The 23,605-nt window shown below is 37.3% G+C and carries 27 protein-coding genes, 1 tRNA gene and 4 pseudogenes; 11 read left to right on the top strand and 21 right to left on the bottom strand.

Annotation, left to right across the window (positions count from 1 at the left end; translation table 11 throughout):
• Positions 1-37: 37 nt before the first annotated feature.
• From K6I41_RS12575 to K6I41_RS12620, 10 genes are all read right to left on the bottom strand, one after another.
• A complete protein-coding gene (locus tag K6I41_RS12575) occupies positions 38-649 on the bottom strand; it encodes a DapH/DapD/GlmU-related protein (RefSeq protein WP_199942395.1) in 612 nt (203 codons plus the stop codon).
• Entirely contained in the window at positions 642-1,241 is a 600-nt protein-coding gene (locus K6I41_RS12580; RefSeq protein ID WP_004793414.1) for an IMPACT family protein, read from the bottom strand. Before K6I41_RS12580 ends, K6I41_RS12575 begins: the two co-directional genes overlap by 8 nt.
• Positions 1,242-1,333: 92 nt before the next feature.
• A complete protein-coding gene (locus tag K6I41_RS12585; RefSeq protein WP_013198415.1) occupies positions 1,334-2,530 on the bottom strand; it encodes a beta-barrel domain-containing protein in 1,197 nt (398 codons plus the stop codon).
• Positions 2,527-4,665: a type I secretion system permease/ATPase gene (locus K6I41_RS12590; protein ID WP_013198416.1), complete on the bottom strand. Its 2,139-nt coding sequence runs from the start codon at positions 4,663-4,665 to the stop codon at positions 2,527-2,529. The genes K6I41_RS12585 and K6I41_RS12590 overlap by 4 nt, the downstream gene beginning before the upstream one ends.
• On the bottom strand, positions 4,662-6,128 hold the full coding sequence (locus tag K6I41_RS12595) for a TolC family outer membrane protein (RefSeq protein WP_192833678.1): 1,467 nt from the start codon (positions 6,126-6,128) through the stop codon (positions 4,662-4,664). The genes K6I41_RS12590 and K6I41_RS12595 overlap by 4 nt, the downstream gene beginning before the upstream one ends.
• Before the next feature lie 273 nt (positions 6,129-6,401).
• Entirely contained in the window at positions 6,402-7,148 is a 747-nt protein-coding gene (lptB, locus tag K6I41_RS12600; protein WP_107881577.1) for an LPS export ABC transporter ATP-binding protein, read from the bottom strand.
• Positions 7,148-7,696: a lipopolysaccharide transport periplasmic protein LptA gene (gene lptA / locus K6I41_RS12605; protein WP_013198418.1), complete on the bottom strand. Its 549-nt coding sequence runs from the start codon at positions 7,694-7,696 to the stop codon at positions 7,148-7,150. The genes lptB and lptA overlap by 1 nt, the downstream gene beginning before the upstream one ends.
• Positions 7,680-8,228, bottom strand: coding sequence for an LPS export ABC transporter periplasmic protein LptC (lptC, locus tag K6I41_RS12610; protein ID WP_013198419.1), 549 nt, complete (start codon positions 8,226-8,228; stop codon positions 7,680-7,682). Before lptC ends, lptA begins: the two co-directional genes overlap by 17 nt.
• 37 nt (positions 8,229-8,265) lie before the next feature.
• Positions 8,266-8,805, bottom strand: coding sequence for a KdsC family phosphatase (locus tag K6I41_RS12615; protein ID WP_004793423.1), 540 nt, complete (start codon positions 8,803-8,805; stop codon positions 8,266-8,268).
• A 3-nt stretch (positions 8,806-8,808) separates the two neighbouring features.
• Complete coding sequence (locus K6I41_RS12620; RefSeq protein WP_013198420.1) at positions 8,809-9,786, bottom strand: KpsF/GutQ family sugar-phosphate isomerase; 978 nt, start codon at positions 9,784-9,786, stop codon at positions 8,809-8,811.
• A 213-nt stretch (positions 9,787-9,999) separates the two neighbouring features.
• Here K6I41_RS12620 and cysS point away from each other — a divergent pair, with 213 nt between their 5' ends.
• From cysS to K6I41_RS12635, 3 genes are all read left to right on the top strand, one after another.
• On the top strand, positions 10,000-11,421 hold the full coding sequence (gene cysS / locus K6I41_RS12625) for a cysteine--tRNA ligase (RefSeq protein ID WP_151987441.1): 1,422 nt from the start codon (positions 10,000-10,002) through the stop codon (positions 11,419-11,421).
• A gap of 63 nt (positions 11,422-11,484) precedes the next feature.
• A tRNA-Gly gene (locus K6I41_RS12630) sits at positions 11,485-11,560 on the top strand.
• A gap of 215 nt (positions 11,561-11,775) precedes the next feature.
• On the top strand, positions 11,776-12,789 hold the full coding sequence (locus K6I41_RS12635) for a tyrosine-type recombinase/integrase (protein WP_250374474.1): 1,014 nt from the start codon (positions 11,776-11,778) through the stop codon (positions 12,787-12,789).
• Between the two features lie 65 nt (positions 12,790-12,854).
• Here the strand turns inward: K6I41_RS12635 and K6I41_RS12640 are convergent, their stop codons facing one another.
• Together K6I41_RS12640 and K6I41_RS12645 are read right to left on the bottom strand one after the other, a co-directional pair.
• Positions 12,855-13,052, bottom strand: coding sequence for a helix-turn-helix transcriptional regulator (locus K6I41_RS12640; RefSeq protein ID WP_250374475.1), 198 nt, complete (start codon positions 13,050-13,052; stop codon positions 12,855-12,857).
• A complete protein-coding gene (locus K6I41_RS12645) occupies positions 13,049-13,426 on the bottom strand; it encodes a hypothetical protein (RefSeq protein WP_038346537.1) in 378 nt (125 codons plus the stop codon). The genes K6I41_RS12640 and K6I41_RS12645 overlap by 4 nt, the downstream gene beginning before the upstream one ends.
• Before the next feature lie 144 nt (positions 13,427-13,570).
• On the opposite strand from K6I41_RS12645, the pseudogene K6I41_RS12650 reads away from it, so the two are divergent.
• From K6I41_RS12650 to K6I41_RS12665, 4 genes and pseudogenes are all read left to right on the top strand, one after another.
• A pseudogene (locus K6I41_RS12650) lies at positions 13,571-13,654 on the top strand (SOS response-associated peptidase); the annotation flags it as partial.
• Positions 13,646-13,860, top strand: a pseudogene (locus K6I41_RS12655) (DUF4113 domain-containing protein); the annotation flags it as partial. The pseudogenes K6I41_RS12650 and K6I41_RS12655, both read left to right, overlap by 9 nt.
• A 56-nt stretch (positions 13,861-13,916) precedes the next feature.
• Positions 13,917-15,095, top strand: coding sequence for a hypothetical protein (locus K6I41_RS12660; protein ID WP_250374476.1), 1,179 nt, complete (start codon positions 13,917-13,919; stop codon positions 15,093-15,095).
• Between the two features lie 46 nt (positions 15,096-15,141).
• Positions 15,142-15,948, top strand: coding sequence for an HNH endonuclease (locus tag K6I41_RS12665; RefSeq protein WP_250374477.1), 807 nt, complete (start codon positions 15,142-15,144; stop codon positions 15,946-15,948).
• 97 nt (positions 15,949-16,045) lie between these two features.
• Here K6I41_RS12665 and K6I41_RS19240 read toward each other — a convergent pair.
• From K6I41_RS19240 to imm40, 3 genes and pseudogenes are all read right to left on the bottom strand, one after another.
• Positions 16,046-16,120, bottom strand: a pseudogene (locus K6I41_RS19240) (glycoside hydrolase family 108 protein); the annotation flags it as partial.
• Positions 16,121-16,124: 4 nt separating this feature from the next.
• The gene (locus tag K6I41_RS12670) at positions 16,125-16,499 is read right to left on the bottom strand and encodes a hypothetical protein (RefSeq protein ID WP_250375810.1); all 375 of its coding nucleotides are present in this window, start codon (positions 16,497-16,499) and stop codon (positions 16,125-16,127) included.
• A gap of 164 nt (positions 16,500-16,663) precedes the next feature.
• A complete protein-coding gene (gene imm40, locus K6I41_RS12675) occupies positions 16,664-17,032 on the bottom strand; it encodes an Imm40 family immunity protein (RefSeq protein ID WP_199943012.1) in 369 nt (122 codons plus the stop codon).
• Between the two features lie 156 nt (positions 17,033-17,188).
• On the opposite strand from imm40, the gene K6I41_RS12680 reads away from it, so the two are divergent.
• The 3 genes from K6I41_RS12680 (at position 17,189) to K6I41_RS12690 (ending at position 18,803) form a co-directional block, all read left to right on the top strand.
• Positions 17,189-17,617: a hypothetical protein gene (locus K6I41_RS12680; protein WP_250374478.1), complete on the top strand. Its 429-nt coding sequence runs from the start codon at positions 17,189-17,191 to the stop codon at positions 17,615-17,617.
• Between the two features lie 15 nt (positions 17,618-17,632).
• Positions 17,633-18,052 carry a hypothetical protein gene (locus tag K6I41_RS12685; protein WP_250374479.1) on the top strand — a complete coding sequence of 140 codons (420 nt, stop codon included), beginning with the start codon at positions 17,633-17,635 and terminating at the stop codon, positions 18,050-18,052.
• Positions 18,053-18,188: 136 nt separating this feature from the next.
• Positions 18,189-18,803, top strand: coding sequence for an RDD family protein (locus K6I41_RS12690; RefSeq protein ID WP_250374480.1), 615 nt, complete (start codon positions 18,189-18,191; stop codon positions 18,801-18,803).
• Between the two features lie 154 nt (positions 18,804-18,957).
• On the opposite strand, the gene K6I41_RS12695 is transcribed toward K6I41_RS12690, so the two are convergent.
• The 6 genes and pseudogenes from K6I41_RS12695 to K6I41_RS12715 form a co-directional block, all read right to left on the bottom strand.
• Positions 18,958-19,503 (bottom strand): glycoside hydrolase family 108 protein, encoded by a 546-nt coding sequence (locus K6I41_RS12695; RefSeq protein ID WP_250374481.1) that lies wholly within the window; start codon positions 19,501-19,503, stop codon positions 18,958-18,960.
• Between the two features lie 75 nt (positions 19,504-19,578).
• Positions 19,579-19,917 (bottom strand): hypothetical protein, encoded by a 339-nt coding sequence (locus K6I41_RS12700; protein WP_250374482.1) that lies wholly within the window; start codon positions 19,915-19,917, stop codon positions 19,579-19,581.
• 213 nt (positions 19,918-20,130) lie between these two features.
• On the bottom strand, positions 20,131-21,003 hold the full coding sequence (locus tag K6I41_RS12705; protein WP_250374483.1) for a DUF4882 family protein: 873 nt from the start codon (positions 21,001-21,003) through the stop codon (positions 20,131-20,133).
• Positions 21,004-21,123: 120 nt separating this feature from the next.
• Positions 21,124-21,237, bottom strand: a pseudogene (locus K6I41_RS19245) (hypothetical protein); the annotation flags it as partial.
• A 147-nt stretch (positions 21,238-21,384) separates the two neighbouring features.
• Positions 21,385-21,714 carry a hypothetical protein gene (locus tag K6I41_RS12710; protein ID WP_005303733.1) on the bottom strand — a complete coding sequence of 110 codons (330 nt, stop codon included), beginning with the start codon at positions 21,712-21,714 and terminating at the stop codon, positions 21,385-21,387.
• A gap of 85 nt (positions 21,715-21,799) precedes the next feature.
• Positions 21,800-22,246, bottom strand: a complete 447-nt coding sequence (locus K6I41_RS12715) for a winged helix-turn-helix transcriptional regulator (RefSeq protein WP_250374484.1) — start codon at positions 22,244-22,246, stop codon at positions 21,800-21,802.
• Positions 22,247-22,358: 112 nt separating this feature from the next.
• Between K6I41_RS12715 and K6I41_RS12720 the strand changes: the two genes are divergently transcribed.
• Positions 22,359-23,576 (top strand): MFS transporter, encoded by a 1,218-nt coding sequence (locus K6I41_RS12720; protein ID WP_250374485.1) that lies wholly within the window; start codon positions 22,359-22,361, stop codon positions 23,574-23,576.
• Positions 23,577-23,605: the final 29 nt, after the last annotated feature.

The raw sequence follows: 23,605 nt of genomic DNA on the forward strand, positions 1-23,605 counted from the left end.
TAAAGATCAAACATTTTATTACATTCTTAAGACTGCATTATTCTCTTAAACGAATAAATTTTGCGGGATTTCCACCAACAATATGGTAAGGCTCAACATCTTTGGTCACCATACTATTCATCCCGACTATGGCATGTTTTCCTATTTTAATACCGTCTTTAATACCCACATGTGCACCCAACCAAACATCCTGCTCAACTTCAATTCCTTTAGAAGTGACAGGCTGTTGGTAAAGTGGACGGTCTAACTGCATCCCATGATCAAATGCATATAAATGACAATATGCTGCAATACGAACTTGGTCATGCAATTTTATGCCAGCTCGCCCACCATCTAAAATACAATGATGATTTATCGCGACCTCATTTCCAATTTCAAGGGGTCCATGCAAACTACAATCTGCTGCGATAAAGCAATTATCACCAATAATAATTTTGCGTCCCGGCTCAGCAAAAATATGTGCTAACGGTGAAATAAAACAGTTTTCACCAATCTCAACGGTTTCCATGTCCATCAAATAAGCTTGGTATTCTTTTTGCCATTCTTCGGCCCAAGCACGATGTTTAGGTTTTAAAGTCCAATATAACCATGGCATATAGTTTAAGCGGTGCTTGTGTTGCTCACGATATTTCAATAAGGAATCAGTCATCAGTTAATTCCTCTTCAATCTTTAACTCTTCACGACCACGCGTTACGTCTCTAAGTTTTAAAGCAAGCGGTTCAATTTGATGTATTTGTAACCTTGCTTCGATATCTACACCCGTTGCAGTGTAGGTTTCCTGATATTCAATTTGTTGTTGAGTAAGCTCATATTGAAATATCGCCCACTCATTAAAGTGACAAGAAAAGTAAATCGTTTTCTTTGCAATCAGTTCAATACGCTCAGCCAAAAGCAAACATTGCCCAGCACAGCCTCCATATGCTCTAACAAGGCCGCCTGTTCCAAGTTTTATTCCACCATACCAGCGGTTAACCATCACAATAATATTCGTCAGGTCATTCCCTTCAATGGTGGCTAAGATTGGGCGGCCTGCTGTTCCTGACGGCTCACCATCATCATTAAAGCGTACGTTATGGCCAATTTTCCAAGCCCAACATTGGTGAGTTGTAGAGATATCTTTATTGAGTTCTAAAAATTCTTTAACTTGCTGTTCATTTTCTACTGGCGCAGCGATAGCCTGAAATCTGCTTTTTTTAATTTCTTCTTCAAATGTAATCTGTGATGCAATCGTAAAAGCCATAAATTAAATAAAGCATAATAAAAATCAAATTATAACGTGAATTTAATAGAATCAAACCCATAAAAAAGCCCCGAATCTCGGGGCTTTTTTTATTATCTTTCTCGTAACGCTTCTTTCGCTTTATTAAACGGTTTAAGTAAGTAATCGAGTACTGTTTTTTCACCCGTACGAATATCTACTGTTGCCACCATACCCGGTGTAATACCAAAAGCCTTACCTTCTTTATTATAAAGCTTGTCGGAATCAGTGCGGATATAAACACGATAATAGAATTGGTCTTGTTTCACTTCATCACGAATTGTATCTGGTGAAATAACCGTAACCTTTCCTTTTAAACCACCATAAATTGAGTAGTCATAGGCAGTAATCTTAACCAGTGCTTCTTGTCCCGGACGAATAAATGCAATGTCACGCGGCAAAATACGCGCTTCAATAAGCAACTGCTCATCAATCGGTACAATGGTCATCAATTTACCGTTCTGTGGAATAACACCACCATGGGTTGTGACTGCAATTTCTTTTACAACACCACGTACCGGTGCTTTGAACACTGCACGATCTAAGCTGTCACTACGACCCAGCACAATTTGTTGTTGCGTTTCACTATCCGTATTTGCTTTCGATAACTCTTCACGAGCCTTAACATAATACTGATTCTGCGCATCATTCATTTTGTTTCTAAGGTCATTTGCTTCACGACGTAAACGTAAAACTTCAACCTCACTTGCCGCACCTTTAGCAACCAAAGGCTCCGTCATTGCCAGTTCTTGTTGCACCAGTTGCAAAGCCTGTTTTAAACCTGAAAGTGTTTGCTCAAGATCAGCACGACGTGAGCGATAGAGCGCTGTTTCTTCTAGTACAAGTTTTGGTTCTTTCATCACAATTTCAGGAAAAACCAATGGCGTACCGTTTACTTCCGCACGCAAACGCGCTGCTGTCGCCTGAGCTGAAATGAGTAAAGATCTTGATTCACCCACATTAGATGCAAAACGGGTTGGATCTAGTTGCGCAAGAATTTCACCTTTTTGAACAATGTCGCCTTCTTGTACATTGAGCTTGGTTAAAATACCGCCCTCTAAAGACTGAATCACCTGTTCTTTAGATGATGGAATCACTTTACCCGTACCGGTAGAAACTTCTTCAAGTTTAAATACCCATGCCCAGATAAAGAAAATAACTAAACCAATCCCCACAATCCAGATCACTAAGCTGGCACGTGGTAAAGGTGGCTCACTATAAGAGACATTCATTGAACGGGTGAGTTGTTGTTCTTGTTGTGGTTCGCTCATGAATTACCCCCTTGCACTTGTTTTTGTTGGGCTGTTGATTGATTAAGGACCTGATCTCTTGGACCATCCATCACGATTTTGCCATCGTTAACGACAATAATACGGTCCACCAGTTCTAAAACAGCTCGGCGGTGAGTCGCAACGACCAAGGTCCGATGCGCCAGCCAACCTTTTAAATGATCAATCAGTTGTTTCTCTGCCACATCATCAATGGCTGCTGTTGGTTCGTCTAACAATAAAATGTTAGGTTGACGAATCAATAAACGAGCCAATAACAACGCTTGTTTCTGACCACCCGAGAAACCAACGCCACCCTCTAAAATCAGGTGATCTAGTCCTTCTTTTTTCTCTTGAACAAAAGGTAATGCACCCGTCACCACTAAAGCCCGAAGAATTTCTTCATCGGTTGCAAGCGGAGCACCCAAAGTCAGGTTTTCACGAATCGTACCGTAGAAAAGATACGCATTCTGGTTAAGTAAACCCATATCACGACGTACATCAGATGGGTCAATTAAAGACAGATCCAGACCATCTAAATGCACTGAACCTTGAGTTGGGACTTGCATTCCAGATAGAAGCTGAAGCAATGTCGATTTACCCGCCCCATTACGCCCTAGAATTGCAATTTTTTCACCAGCGCGAATTTTTAAATGACGGATTGCCAAACTTGGTCTCGGATCTTCTTCTCCATATTGGAACAAGGCATTTTTTAGTTCGTAATCGCCATTTAAAGCAGCTTTATGTACCAGATGTGAACGGTCAGCCTGATCAATCGGACGTTGCATAAGCTCATCTAAACTTTGTTTTGCAACTTTCGCCTGCTGTAAACGTCCTAGAACGCCTGTAATCTGTGCAATCGGACCTAACATACGTGAAGATAAAATTGAACAGGCCACTAACGCACCTGTCGTCATTTCACCATCCATCACCGCAAAACATCCCACTAAAACCACAATCGCATAGGTCAGACCTTGAAGCATTTGAGTCCATGCCATTAAGGTACCAACGATTTTACGTTGTCTCATACCAATATCGGCTGAAACTTCATTCATGTGGTTCCACTGGTTTTGGAAGCGTGATTCAGCACGTAAAAGCTTGATGTCTTCAATACCTTGCACCGCTTCAACAAGAATGGCGTTACGGATTGATGATTCTCTCATACCCTCTTGTGCGAGTTGAGCTAGCTTCTTCTGTGCCAGAATACCCGGCAATAGCATAAGCGGTACAACCAGCAACATCACCCAAAACAATTTCCCGCCAATAATCGCAAAGATGGTCAGGAACAGGAAAAAGAACGGGAAATCGGCAATTGCACTAATGGTGGTAGAAGTCACCAGCTCACGCACACCTTCAAGCTCACGAATCTGGGAAATAAAACTACCTGTAGACTTCGAACGGTCTTTATTTTTGATGCGTAAGGCATGACCAAATACACGGTCAGATACCCGTAAGTCAGCACGTTTACCAATAATATCGGATAAGTACACGCGTGATATACGTAAGGTAAACTCAAAAAGCGCTGCAATGAGTACACCGCCTGCAAGAACCCATAAAGTTGGAATAGACTGTGATGGAACAACGCGGTCATAGACTTGCATTGAGAAAATAATAGTTGCCAGTGCCAAAATATTGGCAATCAGTGAGGCAAACATAATATCAACGTAGCGCTTCCAGTCTCTGAGTACAATTGACCAGAACCAGCTTGCTTCATACGGTTTGATATATTCGTCAATACGTGCATCGGGAATAGAAGTTTCAGGACGCAAAATATAGACATTTTTAATTGTCGTTTTTAAGACGTCTAAGCTTAAATTTTGGGAAAGGCCGTGATCTCCACTCAACTGGATACTGACATTTCCTTGTGTATCAGCTTTATCAACAACACCAACCTGTCCGTCGTTAAACTCGACCATAACAGGCAGGCGCCACGGATTCAGCACCTCTAATGAAAAAGGTACTTTACGTAAATTTAGTCCAACCTGACGTGTAATGAGCTGTAAAACATCATCAAGGTTTTGATTCTGGTTCCAGTCAAGTTGTAAACGGATTCTTTCTTCTGAAGGCTCAATTCGGTAATGTTTAGCAATCGTTAAGACCGCCTGTAACCAGGGCTGGTAGTTTATTTTTGTCATCATGGTTGTACTTCGAACCCCTGAATTGAAATATTATTTAAGTCATAAGCTTGGCGGGAACGTCCTGTTGCCGAAATGTACTGAACAATACTGTTATAGATATCGTAACGTGCCGTCTCGAGTTCTGAGTTAGCACTATGAATGGCTTGTTCTGCGTTCAGTAAGTCAACCAATGAACGTGTACCAAGCTTGTACTGCTCTTGATAAAGTTCACGGGTACGAACTGTAGTGGCTTGGCGATTTGCTAAAACCAACATTTGACGTTGTTTATTTTCAATTTGTTCACGGCTGGTTCTAATTTGGTCGAGAACGTCCAGATAAACTGAATTGACTTTAGACTTTGCTGCTTCTTCGGCATAACTTGCCATTTTCACCTGAGAAGAAACGGCTCCACCTTGATAAAACTGACTGCTTGCTTCAAGCATGACCGAACTATATAGACCGTCATCTTTATCATTGTTTGGGTTTCTGCCATTGATGGCTTGACTCAAAGAACCTTTAACGGACAAAGTTGGATAACGTGTTAAACGAGTCTGTTCCTTTTGTGCTTTAGCGACTTCAACACTGGCTTGAGCCGCGATCATTTTTGGAATGGTATTAAACTCAGGTTCGCCATATAAATCAGATTGTTTCACCAAATCATCTGAAATAATCCAACCCGTGCGCGAGACATCTGCACCCAATAATGTTCTTAAATGTTGTTGGTACTGACGCAATAATGATTGCTGTGCAATCAAACCAGACTGGGCAGCTTGTAAATAAGACTGAGCTTGAATCGGGTCAGCCTGACTACTAATACCCGCATTTGCACGTAAATTAGCGATTTCCTGAATTCGCTGAATACCCGCAATTTGCTGCTCGGCAATTTTATTTAATTGAAGATAGCGCTGAATATTGATGATCGACTGCGCAACATCAAGTGCAATATCATCAATGCTGACCAGCACATTGGCCTGTTCAACCTGAACCTTGGCTTGCTCAACATCTACACCTGATTTAACTTTACCAAAATCATAGAGCATTTGAGTCGCATTTAAGGTCAATAACTGCCTACCACGCTCACCACTAGTCAAGTCACCTGTAGTGATACCACCTGAAAGCTGTGGATAATAACCAGCCTTGGCGTAATCAATACCTGCGTTTTGGCCAGCTAAAGTAGAAATGGCTTGAGAAATATCAGGGTTACGCTGGATTGCGATTTTCACCGCTTCCTGCAAAGTCATTTTGCTTGATGGCAAACTTGAATAAGATCCAGCCGATCGATCATTGAGTTGAACAGTCGGAAACTCCTGAACTCTAGAACGATCTAACTTAAAATTACTCAGCTCTTGCATCTTGGCAACTTTAAATTCATCACTACTTTTTGGGGCAAAAAGCTGTGATAAGTTGTCTTTTAAGGTGTGATATTGCTCACTTGGTTTAGCAGCATATATCACCATAGGTACATGCAATGAAGTTAAAAGCATCAACCCTTTCAGGAAAGCTGGCTTTTTACATGTCCTTGTTACTCTTCTCTGGTTATATCCAATCATGCTTGTCTTGTTGATCTTGTTTGTTATCGTTTAAAAGCTTTTACATTCTACATATTTTTTTGCATAAAGAAGCATAATTGCAGGAATAATTCACACATTATAGTTCTATTAATTAAACAAGTTAAATCATTGTTTTTAAAAACTAAATATAAAAAAACTAAAAAGAGGCATTGACCTCTTTTTAGACAAATAGATTAACTTTGTTATTTAAACTGTGAAATCGTCACCTAAGTAGACTTTACGAACTTGCTCGTTATCCAGAATTTCTTGTGGTGTACCTTCTGCAATTACAGCCCCTTCACTCACAATATATGCACGTTCACAAATTGCTAAAGTTTCACGTACGTTATGGTCAGTAATGAGTACACCGATACCACGATCCTTCAAATTTTGGATAATATCTTTAATATCTCCAACCGAGATTGGATCAACGCCGGCAAATGGTTCATCAAGCAACATAAATTTAGGATCAGCAGCCAATGCACGTGCAATTTCAGCACGGCGGCGTTCACCACCAGACACGCTCATTCCTAATGAATCTTTAATATGACTAATTTTAAAGTCATTTAATAATTCAGTAAGACGTTGCTGGCGTTGTTGCTTATTTAAGTCCTTACGTGTTTCTAAAATGGACATAATATTTTCAGCAATAGTCAGCTTTCTAAAAATAGAAGCCTCTTGCGGAAGATATCCAATGCCCTTACGTGCCCGTTCATGCATTGCCAAATCGGACATATCGAGATCATCAAGGTGAATTTCACCTTTGTCCATACGCACTAGCCCTACAACCATATAGAAGCTTGTTGTTTTTCCTGCACCGTTAGGGCCAAGCAAACCAACAATCTGTCCACTTTGCATACTAAAAGATACGTCTTTGACGACCCAACGCTTACTATAGTTTTTTCCTAAGTGCTTAATACACAAAGTTTGGGGTTGTTGAAGAGCTTGTTGCATTAGTCACGCGCTCCTGGAAAGCTTTTTGAACTTGATGGTGGAATAATAATCTGCACACGATTTGATGATGAACCTTGAGCTTCAACATCACCTTTGTTCATACTATATTTCAATGAGTTACCACGAATACTAGAACCATCTTGATATAAATATGCACCACCATTCAATGTAATAATGCCCGTATCTGCATTATAAACAATGGTCTGTCCTTCACCACGTGCCACACCCTTATCAGCACTTATTTGTTGCTGAAACTTAGATGGTCGGCCTTTAGCAGTAATGGTTTGGATTTCACGCTTAGAGTTTAGTGTAGCAACAATCGAATCTGCTTGAAGCTTCATCGTACCTTGCTCAATCACGACATTACCGGTGTAAGTCGTCAAACCAGTTTTTTCGTTATAAGTTGCACGGTCTGCCACGAGTGAAATTTGTTGATTACGGTCAGACGGCAACGCAAAAGTCGAAGCTGATGATAAAGCAACGAATGTAATAACCGCAGCTTGTTTTAGGAAAGCTGAAGAACGTTTTAAATTAAGACTTTGGTGCATACTTTCCTCGAATATTAAAAAATTCGTACTGACCGTTGTTCAAATTGGCTTTTAATCCTTTGCTGACAAAGTCGGCTTGTGGAGACTGTACAATCACTTGATGATCCGTTTCAATCTCTCTGGTCTTTGGATAACCAGTTAACTCATCGGTTTTGAATTCGATTTTCCCTTGTGGAGCAAGTTTAGTTGCGACCACATCACCCGATAATATAACTTTACGATTATCATCATAGCCATTTGCTTGTTTCGCAAAGAATGTCGCATCAACCTTGCCATCTTTATACATAGAGGCATTAAGTTGATCCAACTTTGATGTTTTTTGTTGCATATCCTGTTCAAGCTGACGAACTTCAGCACGAATATACAAATTGCCTTGATCATCAGTTTGAGTCAAATGGACGCCCTGCGCCGAATATGTCATATTCTTCGCAGAACCAATGTCTAGTTTTTTTGCTTTGCCACTATAGTAGTAATAACCACCACTTATAGCAGCAATAACTACAGCAACAATAGATAAAACTCTGGTATCCATGAGCAGGAATAGCCTACCTTTTTAAGTAATCTTATTATTAATGCGGTACTGCAAGATATTTTTCAAGAAGTTCTTGGTAAATGCCTTTTGCGATCAGCAACATATCACAGACTTCACGTACAGCACCACGTCCGCCCATCGACTGGGTAACCAAATGCGCACGACGACGCACTTCTTCATGACCATTTGGCACGGTAACGCTCATTCCTGCGATTGCAAAAGCAGATAAATCAGGCCAGTCATCACCCATATACAAGCAATCGGAAGGCAAAATATTAAACTGTGCACAAGCTTCACGTAACGCAGAACCTTTGTCTTCACGGCCTTGAAAAACAAGATCTACGCCTAAATCAGACATACGTTTTTCAACAATATTACTTTTTCGGCCCGTAATAATGATGACTTTCATGCCTGCTTGCTGCACAAGTTTCATGCCTAAACCATCACGAATATCGAATGATTTAATTTCATCGCCACTATTGGTTAAAGTTACAAAGCCATCACTCAAAATACCATCGACATCCAGAACCAATGCCTGTAAGTGACGTGCTTGTTCTAACAATGCATAAGATGCCATTGATTAATTTACCCCTGCCTGAATAAGGTCATGCATACTAATTACACCAATCACTTTATTTTGGTCATCAACCACAACAAATTGACTGATTTTTTTCAGGTTAAGCTGTTGTAGAGCTTCTACCGCACGTGCTTCTTGAGAAATAGTTGACGGTTTTTTTGTCATTACTTCAGAAACAGGTAAATTCACATCGAAACCTTGCTGTTTATCAATTAAACGACGCAAGTCACCATCAGTGAAAATACCAAGCAAATGTTCCTGTTCATCTACAATCGTGGTCAAGCCTAAACGCTTATTAGAAATTTCATAAAGCACTTGATTCATTGGCGTATCTGGTGAAACTTTTGGCAATTCATCGCCTGTATGCATGAGGTGTTTTACATGTAAAAGTAAACGCTTACCCAATGCCCCAGCAGGATGCGAACGAGCAAAATCATCTGCAGTAAAACCACGTGCTTCAAGTAAAGCAACAGCCAGCGCATCACCCAACACTAAAGTCGCTGTCGTGCTCGATGTTGGAGCCAAACCTAGTGGGCATGCTTCATCAGACTCACCTAAAGTTAAAGCGATGTCGGCATTTTGAGGCATTGGCCCTTTATCAGTACGGCTAATGGTAATAAGAGGTACACCAAGATGTTTGATGAGTGGCATCAACATCATGATTTCATCGCTTTTTCCAGAATTGGAAATCGCAATTAAAACATCGCCACGAACCAGCATCCCCAAATCGCCATGCCCAGCTTCGCCCGGATGCATAAAGAAAGATGGTGTACCAGTTGAAGCAAAAGTCGCAGCCATTTTACGGCCAATATGCCCTGACTTACCCATGCCAGTAATCACAACACGGCCTTTACACTGTAACAATATTTCACAAGCCTGATTAAAACTGTCATTAATTTGTGTTGCTAACACGTCTAGAGCTTGCTGCTCAATACGCAAGGTTGCTAATGCGCTGCTTTGAAAATCTGTAGGATTGGGCATACGAGTTTGACTCAAAATAATTGATCTGATCTCTTATGAAGATCGGTGATTTTAATCAAAAGATTTGGGGGCATTCTAACATAACTCAATCATCTACACGTTTTTAAATGTATAAGATTTCACAAGCTTATAAAATTCTTGCATAAACCTTTGTGAAAAATGATGCATCAGTTATGATGTAACATTGTTTTTGTTGAGTGTTTGAAAACCCTTATGCAACCGTTTGTTTTATATAACTCTGAGCAACGAAAAAAAGTTGAATTTGTACCTCGCAAAGAAGGTCACATCGATATGTACGTCTGCGGTATGACCGTTTACGATTACTGTCATATCGGGCATGCTCGAGTTATGGTTGCATTTGACTACATTATTCGTTTCTTACGTAGTCAAGGCTGGAATGTTCGCTATATTCGCAACATTACCGACATTGACGACAAAATTATAAAACGCGCAAATGAAAATGGTGAAACCATTCAGCAGCTGACTACTCGTTTCATTGATGCAATGAACGAAGATGCAGCTAACTTAGGCTGTGCTGCACCTGATGAAGCACCTAAAGCGACTGAATATATCGATCAGATGCAAAACATGATTGGCAATCTGGTTAATAAAGGTTCTGCTTACCCTGCTGCAAATGGCGATGTTTATTTTGAAGTCACCAAATTTGAGAAATATGGTCGTCTCTCTGGCCGTAAGCTTGATGACATGCAAGCTGGCGCAAGTGAGCGTGTAGACGTTGAAGTTGAAAAGAAACATCCGTTTGACTTTGTACTTTGGAAACATGCCAAAGAAAATGAACCATCTTGGGCATCTCCTTGGGGCAATGGCCGTCCGGGTTGGCACATTGAATGTTCTGCAATGTCGACTTGCTGCCTAGGCAATCACTTTGACATTCATGGTGGTGGTTCAGATTTAATGTTCCCACACCATGAAAATGAAATTGCGCAAAGTGAAGCGTCAACTGGCGAACAATATGTAAACTACTGGATGCATGTTGGCTTCATTAATGTTGATGGTGAAAAGATGTCTAAGTCTTTAGGCAACTTCTTTACGATTCGTGACGTAATGGAGAAATTCCACCCTGAAGTGATCCGCTACTTTATTGTGTCTTCACACTATCGTAGTCCTGTAAACTTCTCTGATGTAGCACTCAAAGAAGCAAAAACTTCTTTAACTCGCTTCTATCATTCATTTAAAGCTTACCAACAAGTGTATGGTCAGAAGACAACTGAAACACTTGATCAAAGCTTTATTGAACGCTTTAACAATGCAATGTGTGATGATTTCAATACTGCTGAAGCAATGGCGGTATTGTTTGAACTGAACAAAGAGTTGAACCGTGCTGTAAAAGAAGAGCAAGCTGACCAAGCGACTGTGCTTTATTCAACTTTACGTCACCTCACCAACATTTTAGGTTTGGTACAACACAATGTAGATGATTTCTTAAAATCAGATATTGGACAAGAAGCGCTTACTTTGTCTGATGCTGAAATTGAAGATTTTATTCAACAACGTGTGGATGCGAAAAAAGCAAAAGATTTTGCTAAAGCAGATGGTATTCGTCAGTCTTTGCTCGACCAAGGTGTTGTATTAGAAGATACGCGTCAAGGTACAGTTTGGCGTCGTGCTGATTAAATGTTCAATTAAATCACAAGAGTGTTGACACTTTAGTGAAACACTCTATAATGTGCTCACATTGCGGGAATAGCTCAGTTGGTAGAGCATAACCTTGCCAAGGTTGGGGTCGCGAGTTCGAGTCTCGTTTCCCGCTCCAAGATTTTATGTATTAAAATCAATAGGCTGCATAACTTTAACGAGTTATGTGGCCTGTTTTTTATTGTCGATCGGTCAGCTTTGACTACTTAAAATAGTCAAAATTCGCATTAAAAAACGCTTTATATTTCCGTTGCGACACCAAAAAAGTGGATGTCTTTTAGGCTTTCGCGAATTTTGGTGTCGCGGCGACACCACGAAATTTGGAGTGTTATTATGCAAAAGCCGGTTAAGCGCGGAGACGCGTGGCGCATCACTGTCCGTTATTTAGGCAAACGTTATACAGCTACTCGAGATACTGCGAGTGAGTGTGAACAATGGGCCGCTAAAAAATTATTAGAATTACAATCTGAACAGGCTAATCCTGAGCCTGAAAAAATCCATATCTCCTTCTATGCCCTTTTTGAACAGTACTATCAAGAAGAAGGCAGAAAAATGAAGAGTGCCCGCTTAATTGTTCAAATGCTTAAATGCCTTAAGAAAAACTGGGGGAAATTAGCAGATGAATCAATTCACGACCTGACACCAGCATTAGTTAAACAATGGCGTGACAAAAGGTTAAAGCAAGTTAAAGGCGCAACCGTCATTCGCGAAATGGCTATGTATAGCTCTGTTTTTGACTTTGCTCGAAAAGAACTATTTCTAACTAAAGAAAATCCATTCAAAGAAATATCAAAACCTACTGCTCCTCCTCCACGTAATCAACGAATTTACCAGAACTATATAGATAAGGTTTTAGCTGGGCTCGATTATGAATGGGGAAAAGTACCTGTTCAGCCAAGACACCGAGTTGCATGGTCGTTTCTATTTGCACTTGAAACAGCAATGCGCAAAGGTGAAATACTCAGTGTAGAGAAATCATTAATCTTTCCTGATTTTATTCGCTTATTAGATACTAAGAATGGTACTTCTCGTGATGTGCCTTTAACTGCTAAGGCAAAAGAGCTACTTTCTTGGCTACCAGACGATCCTGACGATAACCGTATGGTTCCTCTTACATCTAATGCCTTTCGATTAATATGGCAACGTAACTTACGCCGAGTTGGCTTAGACGGTGTTATTACGTTCCATGATACACGCCATGAAGCTATTACCCGTTTTGTGCACGACTACCGTTTACCAGTAGAGATCCTAGCGAAGATTACTGGCCATAAAACGATTAGTGTTTTAGTAAATACTTATTACAACCCTACTGCATCTGAAATTGCTAAGATGTTGGCTGCTGCATAGTAAAAAGCCCCTTAATTGGGGCTTTTTTTGTTTACAGAGGCGGGTTTAACTTTCCTATAATTTTACTAGTTTTCGTTGTATTGAAAAATTACTTCGATTGTTAGATCAAAAACCTTCGAGATCTTAAATGCTAATTCCAAGCTTGGATTATAGCGTCCTTTTTCTATAGCAAGAATAGTTTGGCGTGATACACCAAGTAACTCAGCTAATTGTTGCTGTGATAAGTTATGCTTACCTCGTAATTCAGGTACAATATTTTTCATCTATATCGTAAACACCCTACCACAACACCAATCCCCCATAGAAATGCCATTATTGGCCATACAATAAACATTGAAAAACTTGGGAATCCGATATTTTCTAAAAAGCCATAACTAAAAGTTAACAGTGCTGTCCCAGTAAAAGCAAATGCAAGTGCAAATAATTGAATATGTTTTTGCAACTCATCTAATCTAGAGATCTGCCTCAATACACTCCAGACTACTAATAAACATGGAATTACGGGTAATAGTGTAATAAAAATTTGTACTGTATTTTCAAGATTATCTTTCTTTAAATAGCTTAAAGAAAATACTAGTACTACAAGATAGAGTATTAATGCAGAACCAAGTTCAACCAAATATTTATATTTTTTCATACATCTCTCATGTAAAGTAAACTTTACACAAAGTACCTCACCCACATCAAGATGTAAAGTAAACTTTACATATCTTTAAAGTGGGATAGGTAAAATGTTTTAATGGCAAACTACAAACTTATAGATTAAGACCTAGGTCACTGACTAGATCTATTCGAACCTACGTTCGACTATAAAGCCGATGTTTATCCTGGTTACGACTGCCCTCTTATTTTTTCTAAAGATGGCGACACTTATGATCTCTTAACCGACTTTGAGCACATAGAGAAAAAGGAATGTTTGATGAAAGCTATGGATGGTATCCATAGTAAGTTTGGAAAAAAAAAATTGGTGTCGGACCATGTTTTGTTCCTGGTCGGAACTGGTCGATGTCGAGAGATAAACTTAGTAGAAATCCTTTTAAATGGGATCAATTAATGACTATAAAGGATTAATTAATTTTATATTTTCTTATATATTTAAAAGAATACTTAATCACAAAAGAAATAAAATGCCAAATGACCAATTAGTTGATGTTTTTTCAAAGCTTAGAGAACTAAAAGAGTTTGATGTGAAACGTTCAGTTGAAACTATGAATGCCTTTCCATCCAATGAATTTTCTTATGATTGGAAAGGTATACACCTAGATGAAATAAACGCAATAATATTTATTATTGATACATATTCAGATTACTATCAAGATGACTATATTAATCAACTTATCCCACGTATTAAGGAAATAACTTCAACTTATAACCAAATATTAGAAATCATTGAGATCACTGATCCAGACCTACAGGGAAATAATTTAATTGATTTTGAAAAAAAATATAATGTTTTAAAAGATTTAACAATAAAATTATATGATTTAGTTAAAAATCCAAAATTTAAAAACTATATAGTATATGATCTTCAAGATGCTAATTTTTTGAAAATTTGCACGTACATTATCTACAAATATGATTTAATATTTTTAGAAAATATTATTGAGGAGATAAGTAGAAATGAAAATGCAGCTCTAAAGCTTCAAATCATTAACAAACTAATTAATTTCAACAATATCAACCAACCCAACAAATCAAATAATATTATTATAGATTTACTAAAGGATTACAAAATAGACAACGACAATGAAATAAAAAGATCTAAAAGCGAGTTATATAATGAAAAAAATAATATTGAACAATATAAAAATCAAGCTTTAGCAGAAATTGAAACAGCGAAAAACGCTCTCATAATTACTGCTTTCAAAGAAAAAGTTGATAGCTTCAAAAAACCCATAAGAACTTTATATATATTAATTTCATTATTATTTTTAACAATAATTGGAAGTTTTCTATATAGAATATTCACAATAAATGAAACCAGCTTCAACTTAGCATTTTTTATATATTTCGTTTCTTTCATTGCAAGTATATCAAGTTTTCTTGCTTATTTAATTAAACAGAATAATAGATTAATACAACAGCAAGATTATTTTCACCGATGCCATGTTGAATTAAGTGCATTGCCTACATATGTTTATGACATAGAGAAATCTAAAATTGATTCTCTTAAAATTGAATTAGCTCATAAATATTTCACTGGTGGAACTAATACAGAATCATCCAATAATTCAGAGATTAATATAACTAATGAGAATATTAAGCAAATTTTGGATTTAGTAAAAGAAGCTACAAAAAAAACGTAACTGTTAAAGAAATAGTTGACTTAACAAGAGGAAAGGAAAAATCAAAATGAGTTCAGATAGATACATACCAGTGGAAATTAAAAGACAAGTACGCCAAAAATGCTTCTTTGGATGTGTTATTTGTGGCATGCCTTTTTATGAATATGAGCATATTGAGGAATATGCTCAGGTTAAAGAGCATACAGTAGAAAATATTATTTTACTTTGCCCGAACCATCACGCATCAAAAACAACCCAGAAGCTATCCAAAGAAAGATTAATATATGCTAAAAACAATCCATTTAATGGATCTAAAGAACATACATCAGCTTATAAAATTGAACCTTCATCTAATCTTGAAATTAAAATAGGTACAAATACATGTATAGGATGGAATGTTTCGAGAATAAAAGATCATCACATATTTTTTATTAATGGTGAATCCTATTTTACCCTCCACGCTGATGATGATGGATGGTTAACAGTTTCATTAAAAATAACCGACCCACAAGGTGAGGTTCTTTTAAAATTTACAAAAGGTGAATTGACTGTAAATACTAATATTTTTGACTTTTCATATGAGGGTAATAGAATACTTATACGTGATAAAGATTCAAAAAAAATTATATTGGATGTAAGAATTGCAGATAATATAGTTGCAATTTCATATGCATATTTTATGCACCAAGGAAATGATGGCTTCATGGTTGAAAATGGTACACTTTATACTATTGGCGACCAGACTATTATTGGAATGGATACAGGGTCTCTTTATTCACATAATTATCATGGAGCTTGGGGACTGCTAAATATAAGAAAGTACCCAAATATTAAAAAGCCAGGGGGATTCGGATCTTTTATTACGTGCTCATAATTATCATATAGTTCTCATATAAAAGCCTAAACTTACATTATAATAATCATATGAGCTGAGCATTCTGAAAACAGAATGCTCAGAAAATATAAAACCATTATAGTGAAACTCGATTAGCTATCCAACCATAAAAGAATTGCTCTTGGGTTGGATTGCGCTCACAGATTTCAATCGGTTTAAAAAGCTAAAGCGGAAAGTTTTGTATATGACTTACTATCAGTTGTTGCTAGCATTTTTCTACCATCTTTAAGTTTTAAGATGAATGTTACATCTTTTCCTTTTCCACCTAATAGTAAACCAGCCAATAAACCTAAAGGACCAAGTAGAGCAGCCCCAGCAATCCCCCATCCAACTGTGCCACCAATTCTTTTTACATTCTCTTCCGTGGCTAAGGATATTTCCTCAATATTCCCAGAAACAATAGGATGTGATGTTGCTGCCCATTTATCACCGTCACCATAAGGAGGAGTAATTGAACAATTACCAAACATGAAACTTATAGTTCCTTTTCCTTTATTGAAGTCGCCCGCATGAATTTTGATATTAGCCATAGTTTTCTCTTTAAATGAATAAGTTTAAATTTTTAATCTAAAAAATATATCAGCTTATTTATAATAAATCTTTGATATATAAATAAAACCAATTGCAAACCGAAATAAGTTAATTTTTTCTATAGAAAAAGTAAAAATTAGGTGACTTTAGTTGGAAACAACAATTAGATAACAAAAACAATAAGGCAAGTTGTTTTGAACTGATCACTAATTTTTTTAATTTCACAGAGGTTCTTAAGAGCAGCTTCATGACTCGCCATGTAACAATCTGACAAGGTATTCTGATTAGGTTCAAAATACCAATTTAGATAAATATATTCATTTCCCCATAATTGATACACGTACATTAATTCACCATCTTTTTCTATTAGTACATCACCCCCTAAAATTATAGTTTTATTTTTTTTATGCATTTCCAAAGCCATTAGAGCATCATCAAAATATAAAGCTACTTCAGTACTTCCTGGATTGATTAATGATAGTGGAATACCTCTATCAGCTAAAAGACAATTATATGTATATTCACTTTCCATTCATCTTTCCTAAGCTATAGTCATTTTATTTATCAACTTTTATTGATGAAATTCTATCAATCTTATCTCGTGTGCTAGATTTAGGCAATGTAATGAATACTATTACCTGTCTACTGACGAATTTTATAATTTAGGCTTTTCATTAGTATATTAAGTATGAATAAACAAAATATTTTAATCATTCTTCAAACTGGATTGGTCATCTTGCTTAATGGATGTACCAATCCGTCTCAGCCTCAAAATAAGGTTATTGTGCCGAAAATTACTTACGCAGGTGGTGCTGATAATGCAAGCTATAGTGAAGCACAAATCAAAATTGAAGGTTCGTGTGTCTATTTAATGCTTGCAAGTGATCGAGTCCTTCCCGTTTTTGCAACTAAAGATGCTTATTGGGATAGCAATAAGCATCTTTTAATTGTTGACTCAAAACAATATAAAGATGGTGACACTATTGCTTATGGTAGTGGAGAAGCTTATCCGCTTAATTTGAATGACTACAACTGGATCGTTAAACCTGATACCACTTGTGATCTAAATAAAGGGATTATTATCAATCAACTTATAGAACCAATTACGAAAAATTAAAGAAAAAGCCCTTATATGAAAATACAACTCTTAGCATCTTTAATGACTATTAGCCTTACATCTTGCATGGTAAAGCCTAGTAAAGCTAACAATGAAGAGATCTTTATTCAACCGATACTTATCACAAGCAATACGAGAAGTAATGTTTCAATGATGGCTTCAACACATGGAAAGCTTATTGCAGATAAAAATGGATGTATCAGACTGGGCGATGAAACGGGTCCATTAATTATTTGGCGCTATGGAAGCAAATTAGAAAATTTAGGTAATGGTAAATTTAAAATTACCAATGGTTTTTCAAATCGATCTGCTTTAATTGGCGAAGAGATATCAATAGGAGGTGGTTCATATGAAGTAAAATCTACACAAGTCACCCCTTCTGTTCCGGAGGCTTGCACAAATCATGGTTACTGGCTAGCTGGACCTATGGACTAATATATATAATAGTTATCACCTAGAGATTATCACAATAAAATTTGTTCTTATTAATTTTGTTTACTATTAATTAAACTAAATATAATATTTTGCATTAATAAAAATTAATTTATAAATTCTCACTAAAGGAATAAAAATGGAATTTTTACCCATCGAAATCAATGGTGAAAAGGTCTTTGCTGGTTTTTGGAAACGTCTAGGTGCTGCAATTATTGATATAATTGTATTCCTACCTGTAATGTTTATCAGTTATTACATTCAAAGTATCTCAATGCTAACCGCAATGCTCACTACAATTATTTTAACTCCTTTATTTTATTTATATATAATTTATTTTCATTACAAGTTTGGTGCGACTATCGGAAAAATGGTAGTAGCTATCCAGATAACTCTACCTAATGGTCATAAGATCGGTCTTAAAGAAGCTGTACTAAGATCTTCAGTAGAAATTGTCATTACCTGTTTTGTAGTTACAGCCCAACTCATAGCTTTAAACCATGCTGATTCAGTTATTTATCTTAATGCGGAATTGTTAGATCGGGCAAAATACTTAGTACTATTGTTACCCAGTTGGTATGGTTTAATAAACCTATTGAATCAAGCATGGTTCTGGAGTGAGTTCATAGTTTTACTTTTTAATAAAAGAAAACGTGCAATACATGACTTTATTGCAGGAACTGTGGTGATCAAACAAAAGTATGCTAAAGATCAAACCACTAACCCATTTAGCAGGAAAGTTACCGCTAGTTAAATTAGTATAGACAATTATGCACTAGGTTTTTACAGTTAAAAATTTTATAAAAGCTCTCCTTAGAGAGCTTTAATACAAATGCCAACACTTACATTATTATTGATAGTATGAGCTGTGCATCTTGAAAGCAGAATGCACAGCAAAACCAGAACCTTCATAATGAAACTCGGTTAGCAATCCACCCGTAAAAGAATTGCTCTTGCGATGGATTTCGTTCACAGATTTCAATATAGCGTTGGCCTTGCATGATATTCAGTACTCGGACTAATACCTTCTCTCCTTCTTTCCCACGTTTGGTTAGAAAAGTTTTTAGTGCATTTAAAGTAGCTGGACCATTAATTCCATCAACAACAAGATCTGGCCAACCTGCTTTACCCTGGTTATTCAATAAGTTTAGTGCGCGCTGTAAAAGAGGTTTTGCAAAGCTGGTACCACAATTTACTCTTGTGTCTAATAACTCCTCCGCTACTGCTGAAGAAACGGCGTTCACCTGGTTAAAACGCGGCGAGATCCAGTATTGTTTTCGATAAATAGACTTAGCGACATCAAGCGGCAAATCCTTCATGATTCCTTTAAATCCATTTGCTCGAGCAACTGCTTCAGTAATGCCGTATTTGGTTGCACCGCCACGGTCTGCGGGGTTATTCACGTAACCACCTTCGCGTTTAATCAATTCATCAAGATATTGTTCAATGTTCATTTCAGTTTCCTTTAGACGTAAAAAACCCGCATATGCGGGTTAGGTTTAAATATTCTTAACTAGTTAAATTAATACTCAATTTGGCAGAGGTTTATCCTTAAATTTCTTATGCCACTTTACAACTATAAATATACTTGCAATCAGATAAATAATCGCAATTAAAGTTTTGGAAGAAATAAAAAATAATAATGCTCCTATTGATAACACTACAATGACAGGTTTCAATTTATTATCATATGGATTATTTTCATAAGTTACTGTCGCAGCAATAAAAGCGGCTACAATATACATAATTATAAGGGCAACAACTCTTTGAGCTATGTCATTAAATGCTTTAGTTAACTCAATCACCAGAGGATATAAAGAACCTGGAAGCATGATAGGAATAACAAGAAAGATAAGCCATCTTAACATTTAAAACACCCTTATATTAATCAAATATTTATATGAAATTTTAATAAAATTAATATTATTAAAAGTGATGAAGATTCTAACCATTACTAAAAAATAATACAATACTTTCAAACACTTAATAAGAACTAAATTAAACCTCCAAAACTACTCTTTTATAAAATAGAACCACCCGAAGGTGGCTATTGATAAAAATTAGTTAATTCAATTTGCTTTTTACAAAGCTACCCCACAAATATCCTTAGCTCCAGTAGGATAGGTAAACTGCATTTTTGACTTATCAGTAATCAATTGAAGACCAACAGTTTTTCCAGTTAAAGCAGAGTTAGCAAATGGATTTTGATTAATTACACCAGTAAAGCTGATATTACTTAATTTGTTTTCCATAACAATATTTAGATAGCCATAGTTAGTACCATTAATTATATAACCGACTTGTTTGCTAGTTTGGTTTACATAAATGCCAACTCTGACCTTTCCATCAGCTGGTATTTGTACAGGAGTATTTGTGCTAGCGGCACTTAAAGGTGCTAGATAACCTTTACCATCTGATTTATTAGTTACACCCAACACAGTAATAGAATTACCATTTATCGCGCCTGAATAATTATTTGCTTTAACAAAAATTACGTTTAAGGCTAATTCTATTTTGCTCTGAGAAGAACCTGTGACTAAAAAACCGTAATTATAAATTTGCGAAGTAGTACCAAGATTGACTTGCAAATTGCTAACATTAAAAACAAATTCCTGAACAAAGATATTGGAAGTGGTAATAGGCTTATCAATTAAAACAACATTATCCGGTGTATTAATATGATATAAGGTTTTAAATTGTGCATATTTCTTAGAGGCTAAATATAAATCTACATTTTTATTTGAATAATAATTTATAAGATCATAACCAGACTGATTAGTACTATTTACATTGGCAACCTTCTCAATATAACGGTAATTTGATGTACTTCCACTAACTGCTGCTTCATAAGCTTTTAAGTCTTGTAAGGTTGCATCAAAGCTATAAGTACACTCAGCAAAAGTGCTACTTACTCCACTGAAACCCATTACTGTTACTAAAATTATCTTTTTCACGGCATTATCCTATTTTTATTTTGAACATTTAGTATAAACAAGTCATTAAATCATTTGATTAATTCCGACAGATGACAGAAATATAAGTAAGCTATTTAATAATACCGCCCGAAGGCGGCGTTAACTGTTTTCGATATCTCTTTTGGTTTTCTTAACTTCTTTGATTAATTCAACAATCGTCTTACCTTCTTGTTTGTCAATAAAGTTAAAAATCCAACGGCTCACAGCCCCCCCCCAAATAGTACGCTTGTCTAGATCTGTAGATTTCTAATACTTCATAATAAGAGCCGCAATATAAATTAGTATTAATAGAAACTACAAATAAAACATAGGAATAGAGTTTTCTCTGGCCTTCTAGTTAGACATTTCCCACTAACACCCTCAAATATTTTTAGCCAATTCTTTTGCCAAACATTGTTCATGCCACGTAGTTTGAAAATTTTCGACAGCTTTTGACTTAATGAGAGGGTCTTCAAATAGCTTTGAAGAATATGCAGATTTGATAAGCTCTTGATAAAGTTGTTTGGCTTGTTGCTCTTCAAGATGATTGGCTATGTCGTGTAACTCTTGAGCTGGCACTTCATGTTGTCTAGCATCCATCACCCCACTCGCTGCTTTTTTCACAGTTTCACAGTAATGAAGTTCCATTGCTTCTGATGCTGCATAACACTGAATTGAAATCGCGCTTATAAAGAGGAATATAAATCTCATAATCTCACCTTAATTTGACGCGCAAGAGTACCAACTAATCTGCCCAAATTTAAGTTAAAAAAGGTTATTTTTGTTTTGTCTTATTTTATTTCACCTTTTGCACTTGAGTATTAGAAGCCCTCAGCACTGTTCCATCTGCCGCCACTGGCGCCATAAATGGAATTTGCTGTCCTGTAGTTTTATCAATTAACAGAGAATGGCGCTCATCACTTTCAAATAGGTTCTGCTCTCCCCATTGTCGTAAAGCCACAAACACTGGAAACAAACTCTCCCCTTTAGCGGTCAATACATATTCTTGATAAGCCGTGCCATCCGAAGCATCTTGCAGTTCAAGAACACCAGCATCCACTAATTTTTTTAGTCGGTCAGAAAGAATATTTCGCGCAACACCTAAGCTCCGCTGAAAATCTCCAAAACGGCGCATTCCATCAAAAGCATCACGCACAATGAGCAGTGACCAGCGGTCTCCGATCAGATTGACGCAACGTGCAACAGGACAAGGTTCGTCTTTTACCAGTGTAGTGTTCGCCATTGTGAGTTTCCTTATCAATCATCAGTAACAAGCTATCTAGTTGCATTTTAAAACTAGTCGATCTAACATTCAACTAGTTGCATTTTAAAACTAGATTAAATGGATTTAGACCATGAAAGCTTCTCTTGCATCTTCTATTTCACACACAGAAAGCGATAAACCGCTTTCACGCATGCCTCGTGGCGTGATATTGCTATTTGCTATAGCAAGTGGTGCAAGCGTAGCAAATGTCTATTATGCGCAGCCTTTGCTCGACATATTGGCCAAGGACTTTAACGTTAGTCATGCCGCTATTGGTGGTGTAGTGACAGCTACTCAAATAGGTTGTGCCCTTGCCCTCGTGTTTTTAGTGCCGTTGGGTGACCTTGTAAATCGGCGTCGATTAATGGCTATTCAGTTACTGGCTTTGATCTCAGCATTACTCATGGTTGCCTTTGCTCACTCTACGATTATTCTTTTAGCAGGAATGCTTGCCGTGGGTTTACTCGGCACAGCCATGACTCAAGGACTTATTGCTTATGCTGCAAGTGCTGCTCTCCCACATGAACAAGGACATATAGTCGGTACTGCACAAAGTGGTGTATTCATTGGTTTACTGCTTGCCCGTGTGTTTTCAGGGGGAATTAGCGATTTAGCCGGATGGCGTGGCGTGTACTTGTGTGCAGCCATCATCATGCTCATGATTGCATTACCCCTTTGGAAACGTCTGCCTCATTTAGAAATTCAGCCAGTTACCATGCGCTATCCACAACTTTTAACATCGATGTTAAAACTGCTTCGCCAAGAAAAAGTGCTACAAGTGCGCGGTGTTTTAGCATTACTCATGTTTGCAGCATTTAATATTTTTTGGAGCGCATTAGTACTACCGTTAAGTGAGCCGCCTTACAGTTTTTCACATACTATTATTGGGTCTTTTGGACTCGTTGGAATTGTTGGTGCTCTAGCTGCTGCACGTGCGGGTTATTGGGCCGACCGTGGATATGCCCAGCGCACAAGCTTAGCAGCACTCGTCATATTACTGCTCGCTTGGGGTCCACTCTCACTCATGGCTTACTCACTGTGGGCCCTAGTGATTGGTATCGTATTGCTAGACTTAGGCGGCCAAGCTCTCCATGTCACCAACCAGAGTATGATTTTTCGCACTCGTCCAGAAGCGCATAGCCGGCTTGTTGGTCTATACATGCTGTTTTATGCAATTGGTAGTGGATTAGGTGCAATCAGTACAACAGCCACTTACGCCTATGCTGGATGGTTTGGCGTGTGTGCACTCGGTGCAGGTGTTAGCCTTCTGGCATTATTATTTTGGTGGATAACCCGTAAAGTCTCTTAAAAATGCCTACTCTCAAATAAAAAAACCAC

The sequence above is a fragment of the Acinetobacter sp. AS23 genome (genome assembly GCF_023612055.1).
GTDB classification, from domain to species: Bacteria; Pseudomonadota; Gammaproteobacteria; order Pseudomonadales; family Moraxellaceae; genus Acinetobacter; species Acinetobacter oleivorans.